Origin of the sequence: Alkalihalobacillus sp. FSL W8-0930 (genome assembly GCA_037965595.1) — a bacterium.
In the GTDB taxonomy this organism is placed as follows: domain Bacteria; phylum Bacillota; class Bacilli; order Bacillales; family Bacillaceae_D; genus Alkalicoccobacillus.
Window position 1 is genome coordinate 3686568 of the sequence record CP150183.1, and the last position, 25679, is coordinate 3712246.

Annotated in this window: 23 protein-coding genes; 8 read left to right on the forward strand and 15 right to left on the reverse strand. The window is 40.6% G+C overall.

What is annotated here, in order from left to right:
- The first annotated feature begins 124 nt into the window (after window positions 1-124).
- Together NSQ54_19040 and NSQ54_19045 are read left to right on the forward strand one after the other, a co-directional pair.
- Window positions 125-1372, forward strand: a complete 1248-nt coding sequence (locus NSQ54_19040; GenBank protein ID WYP26394.1) for an ROK family transcriptional regulator — start codon at window positions 125-127, stop codon at window positions 1370-1372.
- Between the two features lie 135 nt (window positions 1373-1507).
- Window positions 1508-1951 (forward strand): GNAT family N-acetyltransferase, encoded by a 444-nt coding sequence (locus NSQ54_19045; protein WYP26395.1) that lies wholly within the window; start codon window positions 1508-1510, stop codon window positions 1949-1951.
- 184 nt (window positions 1952-2135) lie between these two features.
- Here the strand turns inward: NSQ54_19045 and NSQ54_19050 are convergent, their stop codons facing one another.
- The 3 genes from NSQ54_19050 to NSQ54_19060 all read right to left on the reverse strand — a co-directional run bounded on the left by NSQ54_19050 (window position 2136) and on the right by NSQ54_19060 (window position 3387).
- Complete coding sequence (locus NSQ54_19050) at window positions 2136-2510, reverse strand: DUF3139 domain-containing protein (protein WYP26396.1); 375 nt, start codon at window positions 2508-2510, stop codon at window positions 2136-2138.
- Window positions 2511-2684: 174 nt separating this feature from the next.
- Window positions 2685-2885, reverse strand: coding sequence for a hypothetical protein (locus tag NSQ54_19055; GenBank protein ID WYP26397.1), 201 nt, complete (start codon window positions 2883-2885; stop codon window positions 2685-2687).
- A 76-nt stretch (window positions 2886-2961) separates the two neighbouring features.
- Window positions 2962-3387: a hypothetical protein gene (locus tag NSQ54_19060; GenBank protein ID WYP26398.1), complete on the reverse strand. Its 426-nt coding sequence runs from the start codon at window positions 3385-3387 to the stop codon at window positions 2962-2964.
- 180 nt (window positions 3388-3567) lie between these two features.
- Here NSQ54_19060 and NSQ54_19065 point away from each other — a divergent pair, with 180 nt between their 5' ends.
- The 5 genes from NSQ54_19065 to NSQ54_19085 all read left to right on the forward strand — a co-directional run bounded on the left by NSQ54_19065 (window position 3568) and on the right by NSQ54_19085 (window position 9960).
- A complete protein-coding gene (locus NSQ54_19065; protein ID WYP26399.1) occupies window positions 3568-5085 on the forward strand; it encodes a spore germination protein in 1518 nt (505 codons plus the stop codon).
- Window positions 5086-5095: 10 nt separating this feature from the next.
- Window positions 5096-6202 (forward strand): GerAB/ArcD/ProY family transporter, encoded by a 1107-nt coding sequence (locus NSQ54_19070; GenBank protein WYP26400.1) that lies wholly within the window; start codon window positions 5096-5098, stop codon window positions 6200-6202.
- Window positions 6199-7296: a Ger(x)C family spore germination protein gene (locus tag NSQ54_19075; GenBank protein ID WYP26401.1), complete on the forward strand. Its 1098-nt coding sequence runs from the start codon at window positions 6199-6201 to the stop codon at window positions 7294-7296. The genes NSQ54_19070 and NSQ54_19075 overlap by 4 nt, the downstream gene beginning before the upstream one ends.
- A gap of 76 nt (window positions 7297-7372) precedes the next feature.
- Window positions 7373-8767: a DUF2254 domain-containing protein gene (locus NSQ54_19080; protein ID WYP26402.1), complete on the forward strand. Its 1395-nt coding sequence runs from the start codon at window positions 7373-7375 to the stop codon at window positions 8765-8767.
- Between the two features lie 53 nt (window positions 8768-8820).
- Window positions 8821-9960 (forward strand): alcohol dehydrogenase catalytic domain-containing protein, encoded by a 1140-nt coding sequence (locus NSQ54_19085; GenBank protein ID WYP26403.1) that lies wholly within the window; start codon window positions 8821-8823, stop codon window positions 9958-9960.
- A 288-nt stretch (window positions 9961-10248) separates the two neighbouring features.
- Here NSQ54_19085 and NSQ54_19090 read toward each other — a convergent pair whose 3' ends face one another.
- Window positions 10249-11118, reverse strand: coding sequence for a LysR family transcriptional regulator (locus tag NSQ54_19090; protein WYP28598.1), 870 nt, complete (start codon window positions 11116-11118; stop codon window positions 10249-10251).
- 122 nt (window positions 11119-11240) lie between these two features.
- Between NSQ54_19090 and NSQ54_19095 the strand changes: the two genes are divergently transcribed.
- Complete coding sequence (locus NSQ54_19095) at window positions 11241-12326, forward strand: citrate synthase/methylcitrate synthase (GenBank protein WYP26404.1); 1086 nt, start codon at window positions 11241-11243, stop codon at window positions 12324-12326.
- A 137-nt stretch (window positions 12327-12463) separates the two neighbouring features.
- Here the strand turns inward: NSQ54_19095 and NSQ54_19100 are convergent, their stop codons facing one another.
- The 11 genes from NSQ54_19100 to NSQ54_19150 all read right to left on the reverse strand — a co-directional run bounded on the left by NSQ54_19100 (window position 12464) and on the right by NSQ54_19150 (window position 25667).
- Window positions 12464-14008, reverse strand: a complete 1545-nt coding sequence (locus NSQ54_19100; GenBank protein WYP28599.1) for a catalase — start codon at window positions 14006-14008, stop codon at window positions 12464-12466.
- A gap of 128 nt (window positions 14009-14136) precedes the next feature.
- Window positions 14137-14637 carry a GNAT family N-acetyltransferase gene (locus tag NSQ54_19105; protein ID WYP26405.1) on the reverse strand — a complete coding sequence of 167 codons (501 nt, stop codon included), beginning with the start codon at window positions 14635-14637 and terminating at the stop codon, window positions 14137-14139.
- A 61-nt stretch (window positions 14638-14698) separates the two neighbouring features.
- Window positions 14699-15994: a Gfo/Idh/MocA family oxidoreductase gene (locus NSQ54_19110; GenBank protein ID WYP26406.1), complete on the reverse strand. Its 1296-nt coding sequence runs from the start codon at window positions 15992-15994 to the stop codon at window positions 14699-14701.
- On the reverse strand, window positions 15991-16629 hold the full coding sequence (locus tag NSQ54_19115) for a YesL family protein (GenBank protein ID WYP26407.1): 639 nt from the start codon (window positions 16627-16629) through the stop codon (window positions 15991-15993). Before NSQ54_19115 ends, NSQ54_19110 begins: the two co-directional genes overlap by 4 nt.
- A 13-nt stretch (window positions 16630-16642) precedes the next feature.
- Window positions 16643-17149, reverse strand: a complete 507-nt coding sequence (locus NSQ54_19120; protein WYP26408.1) for a hypothetical protein — start codon at window positions 17147-17149, stop codon at window positions 16643-16645.
- Between the two features lie 29 nt (window positions 17150-17178).
- Window positions 17179-18744, reverse strand: coding sequence for a glycoside hydrolase family 43 protein (locus tag NSQ54_19125; GenBank protein WYP26409.1), 1566 nt, complete (start codon window positions 18742-18744; stop codon window positions 17179-17181).
- Window positions 18745-18756: 12 nt separating this feature from the next.
- On the reverse strand, window positions 18757-19632 hold the full coding sequence (locus NSQ54_19130) for a carbohydrate ABC transporter permease (GenBank protein WYP26410.1): 876 nt from the start codon (window positions 19630-19632) through the stop codon (window positions 18757-18759).
- Between the two features lie 14 nt (window positions 19633-19646).
- Complete coding sequence (locus NSQ54_19135) at window positions 19647-20609, reverse strand: sugar ABC transporter permease (GenBank protein ID WYP26411.1); 963 nt, start codon at window positions 20607-20609, stop codon at window positions 19647-19649.
- A 49-nt stretch (window positions 20610-20658) separates the two neighbouring features.
- A complete protein-coding gene (locus NSQ54_19140; GenBank protein ID WYP26412.1) occupies window positions 20659-22158 on the reverse strand; it encodes an extracellular solute-binding protein in 1500 nt (499 codons plus the stop codon).
- Window positions 22159-22571: 413 nt separating this feature from the next.
- Window positions 22572-24074 (reverse strand): extracellular solute-binding protein, encoded by a 1503-nt coding sequence (locus NSQ54_19145; GenBank protein ID WYP26413.1) that lies wholly within the window; start codon window positions 24072-24074, stop codon window positions 22572-22574.
- A 90-nt stretch (window positions 24075-24164) separates the two neighbouring features.
- Window positions 24165-25667 carry an extracellular solute-binding protein gene (locus NSQ54_19150; protein ID WYP26414.1) on the reverse strand — a complete coding sequence of 501 codons (1503 nt, stop codon included), beginning with the start codon at window positions 25665-25667 and terminating at the stop codon, window positions 24165-24167.
- Between the last annotated feature and the right edge of the window lie 12 nt (window positions 25668-25679).

Here is a 25679-nt window from a genome sequence, read left to right on the forward strand (position 1 = left end):
TGATAACGCTTTCATATTTTTATATTAGTTTAAATAACTTTATTAAGTCAAGCGTATATTTAAGTTATTTTAATAAATGAGGATATGGTATGATACGGTAAAAACTAAGAATACAGGTGAGCTCATGACACAATTCTTCTCAAAGCTGAGCAGAGAACAAATGAAAACCTTTAATCAAAAGGTGATCTTAAAGCTTTTAAAGGAACATGGCGTTCTCTCAAAAGCTCAGCTATCAAAAATAAGTCAACTAACTGTACCAGCTGTCACGGGAATCATTCAAACCTTGATGCAAAGCCAATTAATAGAAGAGATCGGTCCCACCAAAACAAGCAGAGGGAGATTCCCATCGACCTATAAAGTTCGTTCAGATGGTATTCATATACTAGCTTTTACCATAGCCACTACATTTGCTAAAGCAGCCGTCATTAATCTGGAAGGCGAAATCAAAGAAATATGTCAGACCACGTTACCAAAACATGTGACGTCTGAGCAGGCACTTAGTTATGTTGAAAAGCTTGTCCAACAGTGCAAGCCTGATCAGTATCAGATTATTGGAATGGGTGCAGGACTCCACGGCATTGTTGACACCAAAAAGGGAATTCTTGTATTTCCTCCGCAGCTTTCTTGGAGGTCTTTTCCGATACTAGAAGAGCTAGAAAAACGATTTTCTTACCCGGTCTTAATTGATAACGACTGTAATGCGCTTGTACTCGCTGAAAGGTGGTTTGGTCAAGCAAAGGAAGGGGAAACTACTGTTACGTTAAATGTTGATTACGGAATTGGCGCAGGAATCTATATGAATAGAAGCTTGTTTAGAGGTTCGCACAGCGCGGCTGGGCAAATTGGTCATTCGATCATAAATGAAGATGGGCTGGATTGCCCCTGCGGAAACAGAGGATGTTTGGAGATGCATGCAAGTGAGCCATCCATTGTTCGAGAACTAAAGACAAAGATCGATTCTGGTTTAACCTCAATCTCAACAGATTTAGCTGGTGATGTTCTCTCCATTCAAATCCAGCATATTTATGAAGCTGCATTATTAAATGATGAATTAGCTATCTCATTACTATCAAGAGCTGGCGCACTCACAGGTAAAGCAGCGTCAAGCCTGGTCAATATCCTTAATCCTGACAGGATAATTCTATCCGGTGGGATCCTAAAATCAAATCATACTTTTTTTGAACCATTCCAAACAGCCATTCAGGTTGCTTCCATTCAGACCAATTCAGCAAAACTTGAAATCGTAAAATCCAACCTTGGAGATCATGCAGATGTTATAGGAGCTGCTTCTCTGTGGATTGATCAACTCTTTGATAGCTCAGTGCCCTTGGAATCAATCATTAACCATACATCAACCCTTAGTGAGCAGTAACATATCCACATGTGGATATGTTATAAACAATATTTCATTTGATTACATGTTGTGGATAGTGAATGCCTCCTTACTTATTGTTATTTTCTTACTTTTTCTATACACTTAGAAAAACGAGTTTTATAGGGGGAGATTATGGACGTTTATCACGCTACACTCGAAGACCTAAAAGCAGTTTCACACTTATTCAACAACTACCGTGAGTTTTACCAACAGAAAACCGATTTGACCGGAGCTACCTCTTACATACAGGAACGTCTAACAAATCAAGATTCGATTATCATTGTTGCAAAGGATGGTCATGACTATCTCGGATTTGCTCAACTTTATCCGACCTTTTCATCTATTGCTATGCAAAAAGCCTTTATCTTAAATGACCTGTATGTATCCGAGTCGGCACGTAAGCGCGGTGTGGGCGATGGGTTACTTCAAGCGGTAAAAGACACGATCTTGCAACATCAAATCTTTCGTTTAAGCTTAAGCACCGCTTTTGATAACCACGCTGCTCAACGACTATATGAAAAGCATGGATTTGTTCGTGACACTGAGTTTTATCATTATCAGTTAACACTTGAATAGTAGAAACATAACAGGTATTGTTCATGCGAACACGAAGAGCCTGGGACAAAACTAAAATTAATAAGAATATGGCGAATGATTCAATTGCAGAATCATTCGCCATTCATGTTTTTTGAAAAACAAGCGGAGGAGGACCCTAGACTTCTATAACAAATAAGATTAATGAGGCGCTCTTAATTAGATTTTAACTATTACCCTCTTCTTCTATGGAACCATTTTTCCCTTCTTCTAAGCGGTCGCCAGATCTAAAAGGTTCGCCATCAAATATTGAATCTAGAATTATGCCTCCAGAATAAAGATAAACATAAGTTAATTCTGGTTCATCCTTATAAACAACATTAATATCAAAATCACCTCTACTAGATAACCATCTAGCATCTATATCATCAATGTTATCAAGTGAACCATTATATTCAACAATATGCTCTTCCACTTGGCCAATACGTTCGTTCCTTAGAAATGGGTTGCCATAAAATAAAAAATAAATAAATCCCAAAAAAGATAAAAACGCTAAAACTAGTAACACAGTAAAAATCACCATTAATAATTTCCTCATCATTACATTACCTCCTCTTAAAATGATGGTTAACACATAATATCCAAAGGTATATGTAAGAGTTGGTGGTCAAAGCGACGTATTGAGCATGGATACGGAACAGTAAGCGGTGAGACACTATAGCGGATTTATTGCTATGTTTGAGTTCCTGCTCGCCCCTGCCTCTTTCTTGCTTGCTTATGATTCTACTCTTTCCATTAGTAGACTCGACGTTTGAGTGAGTCGAATGAGATCTCCCACTTCGAAGGTGAGTGTAACCGAGTTATCTAGCTCATTCCCGATCAGTTCAAAAAGACGCACTTCTTCTCCCTCGCGATGTAATTCTAGTGATGCTACACCGTAATATTCATGTATAAGCTGATACGTACCTGGCTCCAAGTCCATGCCTACCTCTGTAATTCCAGACGGCATTACTTGTGGTGAGTTCTTTTCTACAGGGGTGAGGGTCAACCCTTCAAAACCACTGTAGATAAGTGTGTCGGGTAGAACCTTCAAACATTTCGGACAATTCTGAAGTGGAAATACCATATCCAGGTTCCAGCATTTTCAACTGAAGATAGCGACTCGCTTGATCATTTTCGTATGCAAATAAAAGACGAGAATACCGATCATTATCTGCTGTGAACATATGATATGCGGCTTGTTTCGTAAATGAATTTTGCCCTGTATATCCTTTCTCTAACCTGGATTTTATGAGAGGCTCATTCGTGATTATGCTCTCTTCAAGCTCCTCATGATCCAATGTATGTATGCTCTTTATATCTGGTAAAACAATGAAGCAATACCCTGCCATTAAGAGAAACAAAAAAATAATAAAAAAGACGTTTTTCTTACTCTTCCACATCAATGACCATTCGTGTTTAAAAAGTGATCGATACATATAAGCCCTTTCTTTTCAGACGTCCTACAGATAAAACAAATAGTTCCAATTTAAGTATATCAGTTTAATGGAGAATCGCGGTTGTATTTTTTATCATTTTGGAATTTTCAGACCAGTGCAAATGTATAAATGTATCCTTTATCACACACTGTATAAAGAATACTTGTTGAGGGGTGAGGGATGGTCGTGCTTAGAAAATGGAAACAAAAGCGTCTGCATCAAAAGCTTAATCAAACGCCTAAGCAGCCTATACAATCCTTTGAAGAACTACTGGCGCTTTGTAACCTTTCTTCTGACTTTGAAGGTTTAGAGCATCAATCGTTCTCACTCTATTATTTTGCATCTATTATCAAGCCAGAAATTCTGCATGATGAAGTGCTACTGTCTCTAACCAATCACCCTGATGCATCTTTACGTGAACTAAGAAATCTCATCCCTATTGAAAAGGTTGAGTTAACTAACTCCTTTAAAGCTTTAATGGCATCATTTATGCGCGGATCCATTGTTATTCAGTCTGTACGTGAATCTGGATTGTTTCTTATTATTCCAGCTGAACATGCTGAGACGCGTTCAGTTAGCTTACCCGAAGTTGAATTCAGTGTGGTTGGACCAAAAGAGGCATTTGTTGAATCACTACAAACCAATCTAAACCTTGTCCGAAAACGATTGCCTATTCCTGAACTTATTGTTCGCGAGTATAAAGTGGGTGATTTAAGCAAAACGAGAACGGCTATCTTATACCTTCATGGAATTGCAGATGAGCAGGTTGTTCAAACAATGACTCAAAGAGTTCAAGATATTCGGTTTGACCAGGTTGTAGACAGTTCATTTGTTGCTCAACTTATCGCTGACGACTCAAACTCTGTTTTCCCACAGTTAATTGACACGGAGCGTCCGGACCGGGTGGCGTCTGTTCTTGCAGAAGGGAAGGTTGTTTTGCTACTAGATGGCTCCCCTCACGCGTTGACGGGTCCGACATCGTTTGTTGAGTTTTTCTCTGCGTTCGAGGATTATTTTTTACCTTGGCCAATCGCTTCTGTTTTTCGACTCATTCGCTTGTTTGCGATTTTATTTTCCATTCTCTCGACCGCTTTATACGTGGCTGTCTTAACGTATCATTATGAAATGATTCCAACGAACCTACTTAATACACTCGTTTCATCCAGAAGCGGAATCCCCTTTTCTCCAGTTTTTGAAGCCATTATCCTTGAACTCGTTATTGAGCTTTTAAGAGAAGCTGGCGCGCGCTTACCAACAAAAATCGGTCAAACGATTGGGATCGTAGGGGGGATTGTAATTGGGACGGCAGCCGTTGACGCTGGTTTAACAAGCAATATCCTGCTCATCATCGTAGCATTAACTGCGCTCGCATCCTTTACCACACCGATCTATCAAATGAGCAACACGATTCGACTGATACGCTTTCCATTTATTTTATCTGCTCAGTGGTTAGGTTTGTTAGGAGTAGCTGCCTGCTTCGCTCTTTTCTTGAGTCATCTACTAGCTTTGACCTCGCTCGGAAAGCCATATTTAACCCCTATCTATCCTTTACGCATTGCAGACTTAAAAGATTCATTTTTTCGACTGCCTTTTCGGTTACAATCACTACGCCCAGCAAGTGTGGGGGCGCAGAAACGAATAAGGTTTAAGCGAATAAAAGAAGGAAATCATTTAAAAAAATCTGACATTGAAGAATGAGGAGAGAGTTATGCAACTTTATGATCATCCAGATATCACGCGTCAACTCTCACCGTTCTTTAGCTTTTTTATTATAATTGGTGTGCAGATTAGTGTTGGTATTCTTGGTTTTGAGCGGTTTATCGTGATAAAAGCAGGCCATGATGCGTGGATTTCTATCATTATTGCTGGACTAGCTACCCATGTCATCATCTGGATGATGTATACACTTTTGAATAAAAGCAATGGAGATCTAGTCACCATTCACTTAATGACGTTCGGGCCATACCTTGGCTACCTTTTAAATCTTTTTTTCATTTGTTATTATTCGTTGCTCGCCTACACCGTTATTTGCACGTATACAGAGGTTCTAGAAACATGGATGTTCCAAGATGTATATTCGTGGGTGTTCACTCTCTTATTCATAACCATTGCATATAGCTATATGACAAAGGGCATTCGAGTGGTAACGGGACTGGCGGTTCTTAGCTTGTTCATTGCGTTCCCTCTAATCGTTACAATCTTTTTCACTCTCCGTGACTCTCAAATTGAAAACCTTGAACCCATTTTTAATCATTCCATTCTTGATATTGTGAAAGGGTCAAAAGCCATGGCATTAAATGTTTTGGGTCTATGTGTACTTTTAATGATTTATCCCTTTTTCAAGAATCCCCGCGCTTCGCAAAAATGGACGCACCTTGGTCTGTTTTTTAACATGAGCATGTATATGATTGCGATCATTCTAACCATTTCTTATTATAGTAAAACTCAATTGCAGCAAACCATTTGGCCAACCATTACATTATGGAAAGCTGTAAATCTTGGCGTCATTGAGCGTTTTGAGTACATAGGAGTATCATTGTGGCTGTTTGTTGTTCTCCCATCAATCTGCTTACTTTTATGGTCAGCAAGCCGATTAGCTAAACGAGTGATGCCAATGAAACAGCGTACATGGCTACGGTTGTTATGTCTTATCTTATTTGTTCTTTCCTTTACGATTAATGGACGTATCAAAGTTGAAACATTAAACGATATAACTGCAACGATTGGATTTTACGTACTTTTTGGATATATTCCATTCCTATTTATTTGCTTTGTGATTAGTCAATTTCTTAGAAAAAGGAGAGTGAGAGCATGAGAAAGGTGTGTGCACTTGTCTTCTGTTTTCTGATGATTTGTGGGTGTGCCCCTCGTCCAAAGGTAATAGAAGAGCTACAATTAATACAGGCATTAGGTTACGACGTTCATCACGAGGATGAATTTCGTACCGTAGCGGGATCTCAAATTATTCTCCCGGGTGAAGAAGAAGCACTTCCTAATGCAGTTGTATTTAGTGCATCCGGAGACACGTCTCGCATCACCAGAAAGAAAATGCAAACAGAGTCATCTAAACTACTTGTTTTAGGGCGTATGAATCTATTGCTATTCCAAGATAAGTTGGCAGAACAAGGAATCTTTTATTTTTTAGATATTCTTCAACGAGATCCCGTCATTGGCCGAAATGTAAAACCCGCTATCGTTGAAGGATCAGTCTATGACCTTCTTACACAGGATTACAAACTCGATATTACTGTGTATGAATACCTAAACGATCTCATTGAAGAAAGTGAAGAAGAGATCTTCCCTAAAGTGACTTTGCACTCTTTGTTGTATCACTATTATGAGGAAGGAAGCGACATGTATCTTCCAATGATTAAACCACACAAAGATCGTGCCCGGGTGACTGGCTTAGCCTTATTCAAAGAGGATCAATGTGTCTATAAACTAAATGTTAGGCAAGCCTCCTATCTTAAGTTACTAAGAGAACGATTTTCAGGAGGGTTTTATCAAATTGATCTAGCCGATGACAATCACGTTAGTGTTGAGAATGTGCAAGTTAGCCAGTCGTACACAATTAAGAGGGATACAGATGGTGGTTTTGTCACCTCCATCGATGTTCAATTAGAAGGAGCTATCAATGAACTAGGAGATAATAAGGGAGAGACTCGTTCCTACAGTATGAAAGAACTTGAACAGTATGGTGTAAATCAATTTCAAGAAAGGCTTTCCTCGCTTGTTCATTTATTTCAGGAATTAGAGATTGATCCATTAGCATTAGGCTCTATAGCCAAGAATCGGATCAGAGGGTTGACCATGGAAGAATGGTACGAATCCTATCCCTCTATGGATACGAAAGTAAATGTAGAACTTACCCTTGTTCATAGTGGCATTATAGATGAGTCAGAGAAGTGAACAACTTGATGTTTTTTTCTTACTTTAAAGGGTAGAGACTCTCTAGATACAACACCATCTAGAGAGGATGATCCGCTTGCATCCGGTTCAATACATAAAACGCACATACCAACGTTTGAACAGCCTGTCCTATCATCAAATGAAATATAGCCTTAAATCAAATGTTTGGTTGATCTGTTTAGCCTATGGCTTTATCGGTTTTCTTTTTGCCGTTCTTGCCTGGTATTTAGACATGCATCTTAAGATTGGTACAGAGGCAACAGATTTTTTTCAGGCAGATTATGAATTAACAAGACAAATTGTTAGTTCTCTTGTGGCCGGTATTATTACACTCAATGCGTTCACGCTAAACTCTATCTTAGTTGTTCTCACAAATTTCTCCGGTCAGTTTACACCACGAATGCTAACAACCTTTATCTCCGATCGTCGTACACGTCATTTGATCGGTATTTTTAATATGGCATTTGTGTTTATTCTTCTGACCTTTTTTGTGTTGGATGAAGCGGTAGCCTCACATTATTCAGCCATCCCCATACTAACCGTGCTCTTTATGCTGATTGCTGTTGGATCGTTTGTTATCTTTATCAGTCATACGATTAATTGGATGCAGGTTCCAAATATTATGCAGCACATGAAGGATGAATCACAGCAACAAATTCTCACAACATTAGTTAGAGATTTAGAAGAATACCGTACAACAGAACCACAACGAAATTTGGCTGATCAGCTTGAAGGTGAAGGAATTACGATCACAGCTTCTAAAACAGGCTATATCCAAATCGTTGATTACAAACGTCTCATTGAATACGCTGAGTCTGTAGATACCGTCATCGAATTTGAAAGACGAATTGGCGAATTTGTATTAAAAGGCTCTCCATTACTCACCTATTGGAAAACGGGCCGTTATCCAATCGATCCCGATGAGATTAACAAGCGTGTCTTTATTGGCTCAAAAAAAACAGAGGTACAGGATATTGAGTTCGGCATTAACAAACTAAAAGAAATTGCGATTAAGGCACTCGGCAACGATGACCCACACACAACATCTAACGCAATTTTTCAGCTGTCAGATTTATTGCTATCAATCTCTCAGGTTTCAAGATTCTCACCTTATTTAACAGATTCAAACAATGAATTACGTGTCATTATTCGTAAGGAATCGTTTGCCTTTTACTTAAACTCTACGTTTTCACACATCTGCTTGTACGCCAAAAGAGATCCCGTGATTACAAACAATATTCTGGAGGCCATCAGTCTGTTGGTCGAAGCGATAGATGACGTATACCACGATTGTTCATGGGAATTCGCTTTAATGGTCGCAAAGGGGTATGAAGCCTCATTTTCCTTTGAATACAATGAACAATCTTACTATCAAACGCTTGAAAAGATTTCAAATACAACAAACAATGAGGATGCATATAAGAAATTTTTAGAGGAATTAGACGAGAAAAGAAAAAATCAGGATGTTTAATCTTTGTTGAAAAAGGAATACTCCCCCTAAAATGGTATAAGGAGAGTGCGACGATGAAAGCTGTAACGTTTCAGGGTAAAGAAAACATCCAGATGAAAGAGGTAAGCGCACCATCGATTCAAGAGAATACAGATATCATTGTTCGTATCACGGCAAGTGGTATTTGTGGATCTGACCTTCACTTATACCACGGTGGGATCGTTCCAGAACAAGATTATGTGATTGGTCACGAGCCAATGGGTATTGTGGAAGAAGTAGGTTCAGAGGTTAAGAGCCTTAAAAAAGGTGACCGTGTTGTTATTCCTTTTAATGTAAGCTGTGGAGATTGCCATTACTGCAATCATCAAATGGAAAGTCAGTGCGACAATTCTAACAATAGCCCACATTCGGATGCAGGCGGTCTGTTTGGGTTTGCTGAAGATTTTGGTAACCATCCGGGTGGACAAGCAGAATACTTACGTGTCCCTTATGGTGACTCAACTTCATTTAAATTACCTGAATCAAGTGAGCTTGAGGATGAGCAGGTAGTCTTTTTATCAGATGTTATTCCGACAGCTTATTGGAGTGTAGAGCATAGTGGTGTTAAAGATGGCGACACAGTCATTGTACTTGGATCTGGTCCAATCGGGTTAATGACGCAAAAGTTCGCCTGGATGAAAGGCGCCAAACGTGTCATTGCCGTCGATCAGGTTGATCATCGCCTTGAACACGGAAAACGTACGAATCATGTGGAGACCTATAATTTCAAAGACAACCCAGAGCTTGGCAGTCAGCTGCATGAACTTACAGAAGGTGGCGCGGACGTTGTCATAGATTGCGTGGGAATGGACGGAACCGTACCAAACGGTCAAACCTTTGGATCTGAGTTCGATAATCAGTTTGGAACGATTTCACCAATCATTACGGCAAGTCAGTCGGTTCGTAAGTTCGGTACAGTTCAATTAACCGGTGTGTATGGAACAGAAGCAAACGGCTTTCCAATCGGTGATTTCTTCACTCGAAATGTCAGCTTAAAAATGGGACAAGCACCTGTAGTTCACTTGATGCCAAAGCTATACGATATGATTGAAGCAGGCACATTTGACCCAACAGATATCATTACGCACAAAGTGGCACTTGAAGACGCAGCAGAAGCCTATCGTGTGTTTGATAAAAAAGAAGAAGGTAGTATTAAGACTATTTTCAAACCGTAAAGGATTTTCTTAGAAGAGGCTGGGACATAGCATTAATGTGGATATCAAAACACGAACTTAGCAATTAATCCGCAACAGGAGAATCCCTCGCTTTCCACGGGAACGGCCTCAGCCCCTTCCGCGGAAAATTCACCGCTACAGTGTCTTCACCGCGTTCTGTTCCGTAGGAGTCTCGGGTTCTCCTTACGCTTGTCTTACTAAGATACAAAAATACGAATGGCGAATGATTCGATCGTAGAATCATTCGCCATTTTTCTAGTTGATTTATAGTTTTGTCTTAGCCCCTTTTCAGGTTAGATGTAAGATGGTTTCCTCAAGCGCAATCGCTTCATTAGACGGGGATTTGGTTAAGAGGTATGTGGAGACCACAGGCAAAGTGAGTGATGGTAGCTCTCCTTCTAGCATTCTTCCTTCAGCGAGCTCCCTTCTTACTGCAGACAGTGGGAGGAACGAACAGCCTAACCCCTCCTCGATAAACCGTTTTGTTACATGAACCTGAGACACTTTCATCTCCCTTATGGTAGGTACAAGACGTTTACAGAAAAGGAGAATCTCGTCCCAATACATGGGATGGTTATGAGTTAATAGAACCTGCTCTGATAGAATCGCTTCAGCATCAATTGGACCCCCACTTTCCACGTCACGCCCATCATGCGGGACCACAAATACCACATTTTCAGACTGTATCTGCTTGCAAGACAGTTGATTGGACAGGACTGGCATTCGAGACAACCCAATGTCCACCTCTCCCTCACTAACTGCAGATCCGATGAATTTTGATTCCATGACCTCAATCTTCACTTCCGTATTGGGATGATCCTTCGTAAATACTTTAATCCAATGTGGAAGATAGCTTGTTGCGATAAGGGGAGAAACAGCTACTCGAACTTCTTTTAGAAAGCCTTGTATTTTCTTATCCATGTGTGACATCCCCGCACGATACGTCGCAAGCATGGCACGCGCATGTGGAACAAATTCCCGTCCGAAATGAGTAAGTACAACCCTTCGCCCAGTGCGCTCAAATAATTCGGCGCCAACAAGCTTTTCAAGCTGATGAATATGAACCGTTACAGTTGGCTGGGACACATAAAGCGAAGAAGCCGCCTTTCGAAAATTTTCGTAGTGGGCTGCTGCTAGAAAGCTTTCAATCCAATGCATATTCAACAACTTTCACCCCTCTTTATTAATTACGTATCATAATCAATTTAATCAATATTATTTAATATTTATTATCATATCACTCTAGTACACTAAAGAAAATATAGGAGAGGATGAGGGTCATGTTAAAACGAGGATTAGAAGGAGTTATTGTTGCAGAGACAGTGATTGGAGACGTAGATGGACAAAAAGGACAGTTGCTTTACAGAGGATACAACGCAGCCGATCTGGCAGAGACAAAAAGCTTTGAAGAAGTAGCCTTTCTTCTTTTAAATGGGGAGCTGCCGACTTCCGAAGAACGTAAGGAGTTTGAGACAGAACTCATCGAAAAAAGAAGCCTTCCAAAAAGTATTCAAACACTTATGCACTCGCTCCCGTTATCACTTTCTATTATGGATGTCCTGCGTACATGTGTTTCTAGCTTAAATAGTAAAGCCACCTGGCCCCCTACCAAAGCAGAGGCCATTCAACTCATTGCCCTTTTTCCAACAATCATTGCCACATGGGTTTGCCATACCAAAGGAGAAGACCTTCCTAACACAGATCCAACACTAAATCACGTAGATCATTATTTTTATTTACTCACTGGTAAAAAGCCCGAGCCTGCGCAAAGTGCAGCATTAACTGCTTACCTCGTTTTAACAATGGAGCATGGGATGAATGCATCTACATTTGCAGCGCGAGTCGTTTCCTCAACTGAATCGGACCTGCCATCGGCAATCTGCGGCGCACTCGGTGCGATGAAGGGGCCACTGCACGGCGGTGCACCCACAGGAGTCCTGCAATTATTAAAGGATGTGCAGACTTCATCAGACAAGCCGGAACGTGTTCTGCGAAAGAAATTAGATGCAGGAGAGAAGCTCATGGGGTTTGGCCATCGCGTTTATAAAACGTATGATCCAAGGGCCGTAGCGCTTCGGAACGTTTTACAGAAGTCTGGAGACGACCACCATGCACTTCAGGATGCAGTTACCCTTGAAGCGCTGATCACACAGCTTCTTGCTGAATACAAGCCTGGTCGCAAGCTGCATGTCAACGTCGAATACTATGCAGCCGCCGTAATGGATGCACTTCAACTCGATTCCAATTGGTTCACACCCACTTTTTGTGTCAGCAGGATCGTAGGCTGGTCAGCCCATGTGCTGGAGCAATCAGTCGATAATCGAATCTTCCGTCCTAGTCAGGAGTATACTGGAGGCGTGAAGTAAGAGGTATGAGGAGCGCACATGTTCACATAGCGATGTGAGGGTGTGCGCTTTTGTTAAGTGGGGGCGTTATCATCTCACTTCCCCTCAGAAAACAAAAAAACAGCGGACACTTGGTCCACTGCTTCTTCTGCTCCCATTTAATAAGGACTAGATGGTTCACTTAATTGCTCTGCTTCTTCTACAGCGGATGGTTTCATAGCGCCTCGTTTTTTGAACGATTCAATGCCCTCTTTCACTCTGCGACCGTAGTCTGAGTCCGCTTCAGTTAGGTTATGAATCATCTGGGTTTGCACTCGTTCGTCGGCTTGGCTAATTCCTGCGACAAGGTTTTTGATTAACTCATCTTTTTCCCAGTCAGATAAACGATTGTAGGTCTCTCCCGCCTGACCGAAGTTATTTGGTCGGTCAATTGGCTCTTTCACTACGCGGCCACTTACTTCAGGCTCATGTGGCTTTCCGTTTCGCTTCGCTTCTTTTAGCCCTTCTACCGATGGTTCATAATTAATATGTGGATTGTGAGAAGGTGGTGTATCTACGTAATAAGTCATCTGCCCATCACGTTGGTTTGTTGCCACTCGTTTCTTAGGTGCATTAATCGGAAGCTGTAAATAATTCGCCCCAACTCTATGTCGCTGCGTATCAGAGTAACTGAATGTCCGTCCTTGAAGCATCTTGTCATCTGAAAATTCCAATCCATCAACCAATACGCCTGTTCCAAATGCGGCTTGCTCCACTTCAGCAAAGTAGTTTTTCGGATTACGATTTAGCGTCATCTTTCCTACTTTATGCCATGGAAACTTATCTTTGTACCATAGCTTCGTATCATCCAGCGGATCAAAATCCAGCTCTGGATGATCGTGGTCCTCAATGATCTGCACATAGAGCTCCCACTCAGGATAATTTCCTTCCTCAATCGCCTGATATAGGTCCACTGTCGCATGGTTAAAATCTTCTGCTTGGATCTTTTCAGCTACTTCCTGCGTTAAGTTTCTAATGCCTTGAAGCGGCTCCCAGTGATACTTCACAAGTACACCTTTGCCTTCATTGTTGACCCACTTGTATGTATTCACACCAGAACCCTGCATCTGCCTGTAATTGGCCGGAATCCCCCACGGTGAAAACAAGAAAGTAATCATATGTGTCGCTTCAGGTGTGTTTGATATGAAATCAAAGATGCGCGCAGGATCCTGTGTATTTGTAACTGGATCCGGTTTAAAGGCATGAATCAAATCAGGAAACTTCATCGCATCACGAATAAAAAAGATCTTGAGATTGTTCCCTACCAAATCCCAGTTGCCATCCTCTGTGTAAAATTTAACGGCAAACCCACGAGGATCTCGTAATGATTCTGGTGAATGGGTACCATGTGTAACAGTAGAGAAGCGAACAAACACAGGTGTTTCTACATCTGTGTTCGTAAATACTTTGGCACGCGTATACTTTGAGATCGGATCATCCCCTACTTTTCCATACGATTGGAAGATCCCGTGTGCACCTGCCCCACGACCATGGACCACACGTTCAGGGATACGTTCACGATCAAAGTGACTAATTTTTTCTAAGAAATCATAGTTCTCAAGTGTGGACGGCCCTCGATTTGAAACGGTTTTGATGTTTTGATTATCAACAATAGGTTGTCCCTGTCGATTGGTTAACGTTTGATCTGTTTCGTTCGCTGCCATCCGACCATCATGTGAATCGCCGTCATGCTGAGCATTTGTTTCGGTATGATTATCCAAGTAAAAAATCTCCTTTATCCGGTTAATTTTGGTCAAACTTATTGTTAACCGGATAAGGAGATTTTTATTCTTCACTTCACTTTTTTTTCCATAATATAATCGTCCATCACAAAGCCGTGTCCGATATCGTTCACTTCCTCTGCGACAATCTTAAATCCTTTCTTTTTATAAACTTCAATCGTATGACGGTTTTCACGATTCACGGTTAACCAAAGTACTTCAAGATCTCTTTGTTTACATAGATTCTCTAGAAACGACATGGCTTCACTCGCATATCCTTTGCCTCTAGCTTCTTTAAGCATGTATAACTTACTTAGGAAAAGCCTAGATCCTTCCTCTTTCACAGCCAAGTACCCTATTGGAGCTTGATTAACATTTAAATTAAAATACTCATAACCTTCCGTTTCAATCTGACGCGTCACTGCCTCAGCCGATTGAAATTTTCCGATCATATAATCTACCTGTTCCTTCGTAATGATACCGATGTAGTGTTCGTTCCAGATCCCAACAGCTTGCTCAGCCAGTGTATGGATCTCACTCTCTGTATGTACCTTTGTAATCTCTACTGTCATCTCGCAACTCACCTTTCTATACTGGCATTATACGAAAAAAAAAGCTAAATACAAAATGTATTTAGCCCTTAATCTCTTCATAGTTATGCTGTAAAAGTTGCTCAATATCGATCGGTAACCCGCTCTTCGTCGATTTCCAAACAGCCTCTCCAACGGCAATAGAATAAGCTCCTGCCTCGGATCCTGCTAAAATTTCATATGGTCTTGTTGGGTCTGGCCCAAGGAAGATATCTTCTTGGATGAGTGGATCACCACCACCGTGTCCACCATCGTTCTTCACAACGTGAATGACTTCTTTTGATCCGAATAACGGGAAGAAATCTATTGTCTGTTCAGGTATTGGGAATGGTGTGCGGTCAGGAGAGTGGAATTCTGTTGTCTCCAGTCTACCTTTTGTTCCATTAATCGCTAGACGGTACCCTTCATATGGAAGAGAGAAGTTGATAGAGTAACTCAGTAACGCACCTTTGTCATAACGAACACTAGCTGTGTACGTATCCTCAATCTCTATTTCATGATCATAGATACAAGCGTCAGGACGGTAATTCGTATACTCTTCCATCTTTTGATCACTATTCAAATGATCGTCCTCTGTCTTCCCAGTTCCTCGTCCAAACCAGCGAGTATAGTAAGGGCACACGTGTTGCTCCTTACAGGTACCACAGAAACGATTGTCAGTTGGGCTAGGGTTTAGGTCCCCGTCTTTTCCATAGTAGTGGAGGGCACCGTGAGCAAAGACCTGCTCTGGCTTCTGGTCAATCCACCAGTTTACTAAATCAAAATGGTGAGTTGATTTGTGAATAGATAGGCCACCAGAATATTCTCTCATACGATTCCAACGTTTAAAGTAACTTGATCCATGATACGTATCAATGTACCAGTTTAAATCAACGGAAGTAATGCGGCCCAGTTTTCCATCAGCAATTAACTCTCTAATTTTACGATGGTATGGACTGTAGCGATAGTTAAAGGCAACTGTTACTTTCCCTTTACTTTTACCTTCTGCTTCCATTACTCGTTTTGCATCTTTAACCGTTGTCACCATTGGTTTTTCAGTTATTACATCTAGATCATGTTCAAGGCCTTTTACGATATAGTCAACGTGTGAGTCGTCTCGACCTGTGACGATAATCGTATTGGCCCCTGTTGTTTTAATCATCTCATCAAAGTGCTCAAATTGAGTATAGAACGGGGTTCCGAGAAGCTCTGGAAACTTATTCATACAGATCTCTTCTCGTCTAGGATCAATATCCAGTAAGCCTACAATTTGATTCGTTTGCGAAAACTGATACATCACAGGTTCCATAAACATTTTTAATGCACGATTACTAAGACCACATACTGCTATTTTCCTCATGTTTGTTGTACCTCCTGTGTCTGGGCTTTTCTTTCAAGAGAATGATGAACTAATTTGAAGACCCACATTAAGAATGTAGCGGGTACCGCTGCACCAAAGAATAAGATGAGACCTGGCACAGTCATGAACAGCATTTGCAACGCATACAAGCCAACTAAAACTAAGATGAGATACGTTGGATGTCCAAAGGCTAAGGCCAAAGCCGTCTTAATTCGGTCTAATCCCACAACGTCAAAACTCACGTATGTCGGGAAAAGAAAAATAAGCATAATTGCAAACGCAACGCCAACAGCTATCATCGTGTATCGAATAACGACGTAGGTCCATTCCATTCCGGTGAATAAAGTAAGATTCCAATAAATCAAAAAGCCTACTAAAATTAGAGCGACACCTAGTCCATTTGAACGGAGGAACTCTTTTTTATAGTTAGCCCAAAATGTAGCAAACACCGGCTCATCCCAGTCCCCTTGCATCCATTTCTTACACACAGCAAACATAGCGATCGTCGCTGGCATGAAACCGAATACAACCAAACCTACAATCGTAAACCCTAGCCATAAAGCGTTTACATAAGCAAGTTTATAAATTGCTGTGCTGATCCGATAGAAGCTTCCCCAAATACCTGGCATTTCCATGATCTCACCCCATTTAGTTAGAAAATAATGCGTTTACTAATTCTGTTGCCTTTTCTGGTTCAGGACTATATACAGGTACTCCTACCAAATGGTCCTCTGTTAATTCAATATCATGTAAATCCATTACGTTACTCTTATTCAAGTTTAGTGCCTTAATTTCCTCTTGATTTGCGTCATTCTTAACATATTGATTTAATGCAAGTTTCGTCTCGAATCCCTCAAGTGGTATTAGTGCTTCGTACTCCACCATATGCTCTGCTAGATTCCCTTCAACAATAAGCAGGCTAGATTGGTGACTAGCAAGCTCTGTTAAGAGTCTCTCTTCAACTTCTGGGAAAAAGGTGATCTCTGTATTTGAATCAAGCTCTAGTTCCGATTCAATCATTTCTTTTTGCTCATAGATTTCATCAGAGAACACAATGACTTTCATTTGTTCGTCATCTGAACTGCAAGCAGCCAGAAGGATACAGAGAAAACCAAACCCTATTAATGCAGTCCTCTTCTTATGATTTCGTTTCATCGTGTATCCCCCTGTTCTACTAGTCTCATTTACTCGTTTCCTTGGTAGTGAAACCAATCAAAGTCAGCAACATTATCACTTGATCTACCTGCACTCGTAGCAAAAGGTCCCAGATAAGCTCCGGTAAATCCTCCTGCCTTATCCGTACTTAAAATCCGACCATCTTCACTTTCAGCAAGTACGTTCCATTGATCTGGTTTCTCCGCGTAATAGAAATGATACTCCTGTCCATCTGCCTCTACCTTTAAGTAGATGGTCTTATCTTTATATACGTTGCTTGCAACTACATGCTCGTTTCCACTCTCTCGTCTAATCAATTGAACGACTTGCTCACCATCTGTAAGAGCCACTTCAAATCGGAATTGATAGTCATGATTTTGGATGAGTAACAATCCAGCCGTTTCATTCTCAGACTGAGGCGTGAAATCGAGTACAGTCGTTGCCGAAAAATGTTCATGTTGTTGACGACGCCCAATAAAACTAGGAGTGGCGTGTTCAACTGTCGACTCTGGACGCAGATTTAACCTTAAGAAACCTGGTCTATCCGTCAGGGAATAACTTGTTTCATCCGGTGTTCGCAAGAAATTCCACCGTAAGTCGAGTACCTCACTTTCAAATGAATCAAAGGTTGGCACGCTCGGCCATTTATGTTCTGGTAGATTTGGCTTTGTCATCTCGAATTCAATTTTGCCTGTATCCGGACACATGACCGGCCAATCATCTTCCCACGTCATCGGAGCAAGAAATGTCTCTCTTCCAAGGTTACGGTAGTGTCCACCATAAGGCCTTGAAGCTAAGCAAACCAACCACCACTCTCCGTTTTGCGTTTCGATGATGTCTGCATGACCAACGTTTACGATCTTAGAGTCTCTACCTAAATGTCTGTGTGTCAGAATTGGGTTCCGCTTCGACGATTCGTATGGACCGGTAACGGATTTACTTCGTGCCACAGTCACTGCATGCGTGTAACCAGTGCCACCTTCTGCAATAATCAAGTAGTAGTATCCATCTTTTTTATAAAGATGAGGTGCTTCCTGTGCATGAGCATTTTTTAATGCTCCATCCCAGATACTGATTGGTTCCCCAATAAGTTTCCCAGCGTTAATATCCAGCTCCTGCAACCAAATCTCTTCATGCTTGTGATGTGTTTGACCAGTCGGTGGTACACGATTTCCGGTGTAATACACCCGTCCATCGTCATCAAAGAGTAACGATGGATCAATACCTGGTGCTCCTTCAAGCCATACAGGATCTGACCAAGGTCCAGCTGGATCGTTTGCTGTCACATAGAAGTTTCTTCTCTCTCCTTGTCTGCTCACAACAAACGTAGTAATCATGTAAAAGATTCCTTCATGATAACGAATGGTGGGTGCCCAAATTCCGGCGGATGGCTCTGTCCCACCCAGCTCTAGCTGAGAAGGACGATCCAACACATGCCCGATTTGCTTCCAGTTCACTAAATCTCGACTGTGAAAGATGGGTACACCCGGGAAATATTCAAAGGTTGATGTAACTAAGTAATAATCTTCTCCCACTCGACAAATGGAAGGGTCCGGGTAAAACCCGGGTATAATCGGATTTTTAAACGTATTCACAATTGCCTCCTATTAACCTTTCATTGAACCAATTAGTGCACCCTTTGCAAAATACTTTTGTAGGAATGGATACACCATTAGTACAGGAATTGTTGCCACAACGATAACAGCCATCTTCACTGCAATCTCTGGTGGTGGCACATCTGTATATTCGGATCCATCGTAACTTAATCCAGATGCTAGAACGACCACTTGTCTAAGTAGTACCTGAACCGGCCATTTTGAAGCATCATTTAGATAAAGAATGGCGTGCATGTAAGTGTTCCAGTACGTTACCGCATAGAACAATGAAATCGTTGCAATCGCTGGCATCGAACATGGAAGTACGATTCGGAATAACACACCAAAATCATTACATCCATCGATTTTGGCTGACTCTTCTAAACCAGCTGGAAGGTTCATAAAGAAACTTCTTAGGATAATCATGTTAAAGGCATTTATTGATACCGGTATAACGAGTGCAAGCAAGCTGTTCATTAATCCAGTCTGTTGAACAACAAGGAACGTAGGAATCATTCCCCCGTTAAAAAGCATAGTGAAGATGATAAAAAACATAATGAAACGTCTACCAACTAAGTCTCTTCTTGATAATCCATAAGCTGTTAGAACGGAAAGGAACATACTCCAAGCCGTTCCACCAAGTGTGACACCAATTGAGACTAGCATAGCAGTCATGATGGTATCTGTTGAGAAAATGTATCGATATGCATCTAAGCTAAATGTTGTTGGAAAGATTAAGAAGCTTCTTGAAGCAATTTCAGCACTCGTCGCGAAGGAGCTACCAATAACGTGTACAAAAGGAAGTACACACAAAAGTGCTATTACGCCGAGAATGAAGGCATTTGCGCCTGAAAACAATCGGTTTGAAATACTTTTTTCGCCTACCATATGTGCACTCCTTTCTAATAAACGCCCTCTTCGCCGTATTTTTTGGCCAGTTTATTGGCACCAATAACAAGGATCAGGCCGACTATTCCTTTAAAGAAACCTACTGCTGTACTGTAACTAAATTGTCCTTGCTGGAGACCTGCGGTAAAGACGTACGTATCAAAGATCTCGGCTACGGCTCGGTTAGAAGAGTTTAAGAGTAGATACACATGCTCAAAACCTAACTCGAGTACATCACCAATTTTAAGAATTAATAAAATGATGATTACACTTCTGATAGACGGAAGAGTAATATGCCAAATCTGTCTTAAACGACTTGCTCCATCGATCTTTGCCGCTTCATAAAGCTGTGGATCAACCCCAGCAATGGCAGCTAAGAAGATAATCGTTCCCCAACCTGACTCACGCCAGATAATCTGTAGGATATACATTGGTCTGAACCACTCTTCACTTAAAAGGAAGTTAATTGGCCCAAAGCCCATTGCTCGTAACAAACTGTTAATGATCCCACCGTCTAACGTGAGCATCACATAACTGATTGAAACGATTACTACCCAAGACATAAAGTGTGGAATGTAGATAAGCGTCTGGATACTCTTTTTGTAAAACTGATGTCTTATTTCATTTAACATAAGAGCTAAAATAATCGGTATTGGAAACGCTATGACTAACTGAAGAATAAACAAAACAATTGTATTCTTAAAGATCATCCAGAAATCAGGGTCTTGGAATAACCGTTCAAAGTGAGCGAAACCCACCCATGGACTTCCAGTAATTCCGAGATAAGGCTTGTAATCTTGAAAGGCAATAATCAATCCGTACATTGGGAAGTACTTATAAATCAGAAAGTACAAAATACCTGGAGCAATCATTAAGTATATAAGCTTATTTTTCTTTAATTTATTAACCCGTTCCTTACGCCTTGCTGCTTTGAGGTTTATTTTCTGATTAGGTTCTAAAGAAACTTGATTAGCCATACTACACCCCTTTCATTGAGAGGAGCAGTTTCCTGCTCCTTGATTGTGATTAGTTCAACTCGTTATAAGACTCTGTGTACTCGTCCATGATTGTTTGTCCGCCTTGATTTTTCCAGTTGTCGATCGCTTTATTAAATCCATCTTCGTCAAGTTGTCCAAGAATGTACTGGTATGTTGCATCTTGAATAATTCCTTGAAGTCTTTCACCATTTTGAATGTATTCATCTGAATGTAAACCAATCGAAGCGTCTTGAATTAAATACTGCTCATTATCTTTTTCAAGCTCCGTTGCTTTTGTTTTAGGTGGATAATCAGAATATCCTTCATAACGGCCACTCGTTTCAGCCTCACCAATTTCAATAGATAGATATGGTTTGACTTCACGGTCAGCTGCTTGCTGGTTCTCAGCAATTGTCTTAGCTAGTCCATCTTCTACTGTGTAATGCTCATCTTCTACTCCCCAAACAAGTGTGTTCATCGTGTCTGTATCCATCAACTTATCAAAGAAATCAAGGATTTTCTTAAGCTCATCCTCCGTTTCAACAGCTGATTTAGGAAACATCATTAAGCTTCCATAACCAGGGATCGACCAAATGCCGTATTCTCCATCTGGACCTTCAACATAGTTGTGTACATCTAATTCAACATCAGGATTTAATGCGACCGCATCACGGTAAATGGTTTCAACATCTCCCATTGAACCAATGTAAATGCCGGCTTTTCCTGTTTTAAACATATCTTGCTGGTCTGTTTTACTTGTTACCGGGAAGTCTTGATTCATGTATCCGTTTTCATGAATATCTTTAATATAATTTAACGTATCCATATACTCATCAAACATAAATTCTGGAGTAATTACGCCATCTTTAATTCCCCAGTCGTTTGGAGTACCATGCCATGATGCAACTGCCTTAAAAGCACCGTACTGCATGTCATTACGGTCTGTAATCCCGAAAGTATCATCTCTACCGTTTCCATCAGGATCGTCCTCTGTAAAGGCACGAGCCATTTCATATACTTCATCAATATTTGTTGGGGCTTCAAGTCCTAAGTTATCTGCCCAATCCTTACGGTAGATAATACCTGATCTAGATAACGGTCTTCCTTGATAGATAGAATAAATCTTTCCATCAATTTTAGAGTTTTCTAAAATTTCCGGCTTCAACTTACTCAAATTTTCGTACTCATCTAGATAAGGTCCTACTTCCCAGAATTGATCATCTTGAATGGCGCCGATAAATAGATCCGGATTTTGAATTGAAACAACCTGTGGAAGTGTACCTGTTGCGAATGCAGCATTTAACCGCTCATCATAGTTATCACCCGGTACCCACTGAATATCAAGTGTTGCACCTGTTTCTTCTTCAATCATATTTTGGATTTTTTTATCCGGAACTTCAGGAGTATGCAAGGTAGCCATCATTGTGATGGGACCGTCACTTGCTCCCCCGCCTTCAGATGAAGCGCTTTCATTTTGATTACAGGCAGCTAGTCCTACAAGCCCTACACATACACCTGCATATAGAACAACTTTCTTAGATCTTTTCAATGTAATTCCTCACTTTCTTTCGTGGATTTCTCGTTTGTCTTTTGAAGCTTAGACTTAGTGTACCGATCAATGAACGTATTGAGAATAATCATTGCGTTGGTTGGTACACCCTAATACGGATAAGGGTTTGAAGTGACATATGGTCTAATGATTACTTGCGTTACTTTACAAGTTATAGGTAAATCCGGCTTCATTCACGATAAGATTTCTAAGAAGGAACTAGTTAAAAATTAGTAAAGAGGCATTAACATACCATTGATGTGAATAACAAAAAATGAACACAGCACAACACCCGCTGCAGGAGCATCCTTCCGCTTGTTCAAATTAAAATGGCGAATGATTCTGCAATCGAATCATTCACCATTTTCGTATTGATTTTAGTTATGTCCCAGGCTCTTTCGTCTAAGATTGTTTTATTGTCTCTGCTTATAATGTTCCGTGAACTCATCCATAATTTTTTGTCCACCTTGGTTCTTCCAATTTTCTACTGCCTTATTAAATCCTTCTTCATCAATTTGTCCAAGTACATATTTGTACGTTGCATCGTTGATGATTTCTTGGAGTCTTTCATTGTTATGAATGTATTCTTCAGAATGTAGACCAATCGATAAGTCTGGGATCAAATAATTTTCATTATCCTTTTCAAGCTCTGTTGCTTTCATCTTAGGCTCATATTCAGAATAACCTTCATAGCGACCAGAGGACTCTGCTTCTCCAATTTCAAGTGATAGAAATGGTCTTACTTCACGATCAACTGCTTGTTGATTTTCAGTCATTGTTTTTGCCAACCCATCTTCTACTGTGTAATGCTCACCTTCGATTCCCCACACTAACAAATTCATTGTTTCGGTCTCCATTAACTTGTCATAGAATCCTAGAATTTTCTTAAGATCCTCTTCCGTTTTTACGGAGTCTTTAGGAAACATGAGTAAACTTCCGTATCCAGGAATGGACCAAATTTTATACTCACCATCAGGACCTTCAACATAGTTATGAACGTCAAACTCAGCGTCAGGGTTTAAAGCCGTTGCATCTCGGTAAATTCCTTCTACGTCACCCATTGAACCAATATATAGTCCAGCTTTTCCTGTTTTAAACATATTGACCTGATCTGTTTTACTTGTAACAGGGAAATCCTGATTCATATATCCATTCTCATGAATCCCTTTAATGTAGTTGAGTGTATCCATGTATTCATCGAACATAAATTCTGGCGTGATGACTCCGTCTTTTTCACCCCAGCCATTAGGTGTACCATGCCAGGAAGAAATTGTTTTAAAAGCTCCATAATACATTTCACCGCGGTCAACTAAGCCAATTGTATCGTCTTGCCCATTTCCATCCGGATCATCCTCTGTGAATGCACGGGCCATCTCGAATACCTCGTCAACGTTTGTTGGCGCTTCAAGTCCCAGCTTATCCGCCCAGTCTTTTCTGTAAATAATGCCTGATCTTGATAGTGGCCTTCCAAGATATAGAGAGTAAAGCTTGTCGTCAACTTTTGAATTATCTAAAATGTCTGGGTTAAGCTTACTCAGATGCTCAAATTCATCTAGGTAGGGGCCGATCTCCCAGAACTGTCCATCCATGATGGCTTCTCTGAATAAATCAGGATTTGAGACCGTTACAACTTGCGGAAGAGTGCCCGTTGCAAAAGCCGTATTAAGTCGTTCGGTATAATTGTCACTTGGAACCCATTGAATATCGAGTTTAGAATCTGTTTTTTCCTCCAGTAACTCCCGAAGTTTATTATCAGGTACTTCTGGTGTATGCAATACTGCCATAATTGAGATGGGATCATTACTTGCCTTTCCCTCTTCATTATTCGAAGCGCTTTCATTTTCGTTGCATGCTGATAATCCTAATAATCCGATACAAATACCCAAAAATAGAGCTACCTTTTTTATGTTTTTCAAAAGTACTCCCCCGCCCAATTTTAATTTGTACTGCGAATTTAAAACGATAGTGCTCTCCATAAGAGAAAGCACTATAGGTACTATATTCGATTACCTTTGCTGATAATCCTCTGAAAATTCATCAATAATTTTTTGGCCGCCTTGGCTCTTCCAATTTTCAATTGCTTTATTAAAGCCGTCTTCATCAATTTGACCTAGAATATATTTATACGTAGCGTCATCAATGATGTCTTGAATGCGATCGTGACTTTTGATGTATTCTTCAGAATTGAGCCCAATAGATAGATCTTGAACTAAGTACTTTTCGTTATCCTTTTCAAGCTCTGTAGCTTTTACTTTAGGTGGATACTCAGAGAACCCGGTATATCTGCCATTCGACTCTGCATCTCCCACTTCAATTGATACATATGGTCTAACTTCTCGATCAATTGCCTCACGATTTTCAGTGATCGATCGAGCCATTCCGTCCTCTAATGTATAATGCTCGCCTTCCACACCCCATAAAAGGAGATTCGTTGTATCTGGCTCCATTAACTGGTCATAGAAATTAAGAATTTTCTTGAGCTCTTCTTCTGTTTTCACTGAAGACTTAGGAAACATAAGTAAGCTTCCGTATCCAGGTAGGGACCACGTTTTAAATTCGCCATCTGGACCTTCTACATAGTTATGGACGTCGAATTCAACATCCGGATTCAAAGCGACTGCATCTCTATGAATTCCTTCAATATCACCCATTGACCCAATATAAAACCCTGCTTTCCCTGACTTAAACATATTTTGCTGGTCTGTTTTACTAGTTACAGGGAAGTCTTGATTCATATAGCCATTTTCGTGAATACTCTTCATGTAATTTAATGTATCTAGATACTCATCAAACATAAATTCAGGTAAGATCTCGCCATCCTTTTCTCCCCAACCGTTTGGTGTCCCAAACCATGAAGACATGACTTTAAATGCTCCATAGTACAAATCACTCATATCAGTTAAGCCAATCGTATCATCTTTCCCATTTCCATCCGGGTCATCTTCAGTAAAGGCACGAACCATTTCGAATACTTCATCCGTATTGGTTGGTGCATCTAGCCCCAAATTATCTGCCCAATCTTTTCTATACATAATTCCCATTCTAGAAAATGGTCTGCCTTGATAGATCGAATAGATTTTTCCGTCTAGTTTTGAATTTTCCAGAATATCAGGGTTAAGCTTACTTAGATTTTCGTACTCGTCTAAATAAGGTCCAACCTCCCAAAACTGATCATCTCTGATCGCTTCTCTAAATGGGTCCGTGTGTTGAATCTGTACTACTTGAGGGAGAGTACCTGTTGCAAAGGCTGCATTTAGACGCTCCGTATAGCTATCATTAGGAATCCATTGAATATCAAGCTTTGTATCTGTTTTTTCTTCAATCATTTCTTCAATTCTCTGGTCAGGCACTTCAGCAGTATGCAGGATTGTCATGATAGAGATCGGATCATCACTTTGCTTAGCTTCACCTGTCGGATTTGAAGCGCTTTCATTTTGGTTGCAAGCTGTTACACCTAATAATCCTATACTTACACCTGCAATCAGTACTACTTTTTTTGCTTGATTCAATGTTCATCCCCG

Coding starts and splice junctions, on each gene's coding strand:
- NSQ54_19040 (WYP26394.1), top strand. CDS start 125: ATGACACAATTCTTCTCAAAGCTGAGCAGAGAACAAATGAAAACCTTT.
- NSQ54_19045 (WYP26395.1), top strand. CDS start 1,508: ATGGACGTTTATCACGCTACACTCGAAGACCTAAAAGCAGTTTCACAC.
- NSQ54_19050 (WYP26396.1), bottom strand. CDS start 2,510: ATGATGAGGAAATTATTAATGGTGATTTTTACTGTGTTACTAGTTTTA.
- NSQ54_19060 (WYP26398.1), bottom strand. CDS start 3,387: ATGTATCGATCACTTTTTAAACACGAATGGTCATTGATGTGGAAGAGT.
- NSQ54_19065 (WYP26399.1), top strand. CDS start 3,568: ATGGTCGTGCTTAGAAAATGGAAACAAAAGCGTCTGCATCAAAAGCTT.
- NSQ54_19070 (WYP26400.1), top strand. CDS start 5,096: ATGCAACTTTATGATCATCCAGATATCACGCGTCAACTCTCACCGTTC.
- NSQ54_19075 (WYP26401.1), top strand. CDS start 6,199: ATGAGAAAGGTGTGTGCACTTGTCTTCTGTTTTCTGATGATTTGTGGG.
- NSQ54_19085 (WYP26403.1), top strand. CDS start 8,821: ATGAAAGCTGTAACGTTTCAGGGTAAAGAAAACATCCAGATGAAAGAG.
- NSQ54_19090 (WYP28598.1), bottom strand. CDS start 11,118: ATGCATTGGATTGAAAGCTTTCTAGCAGCAGCCCACTACGAAAATTTT.
- NSQ54_19095 (WYP26404.1), top strand. CDS start 11,241: ATGTTAAAACGAGGATTAGAAGGAGTTATTGTTGCAGAGACAGTGATT.
- NSQ54_19100 (WYP28599.1), bottom strand. CDS start 14,008: ATGGCAGCGAACGAAACAGATCAAACGTTAACCAATCGACAGGGACAA.
- NSQ54_19105 (WYP26405.1), bottom strand. CDS start 14,637: ATGACAGTAGAGATTACAAAGGTACATACAGAGAGTGAGATCCATACA.
- NSQ54_19110 (WYP26406.1), bottom strand. CDS start 15,994: ATGAGGAAAATAGCAGTATGTGGTCTTAGTAATCGTGCATTAAAAATG.
- NSQ54_19115 (WYP26407.1), bottom strand. CDS start 16,629: ATGGAAATGCCAGGTATTTGGGGAAGCTTCTATCGGATCAGCACAGCA.
- NSQ54_19120 (WYP26408.1), bottom strand. CDS start 17,149: ATGAAACGAAATCATAAGAAGAGGACTGCATTAATAGGGTTTGGTTTT.
- NSQ54_19130 (WYP26410.1), bottom strand. CDS start 19,632: ATGGTAGGCGAAAAAAGTATTTCAAACCGATTGTTTTCAGGCGCAAAT.
- NSQ54_19135 (WYP26411.1), bottom strand. CDS start 20,609: ATGGCTAATCAAGTTTCTTTAGAACCTAATCAGAAAATAAACCTCAAA.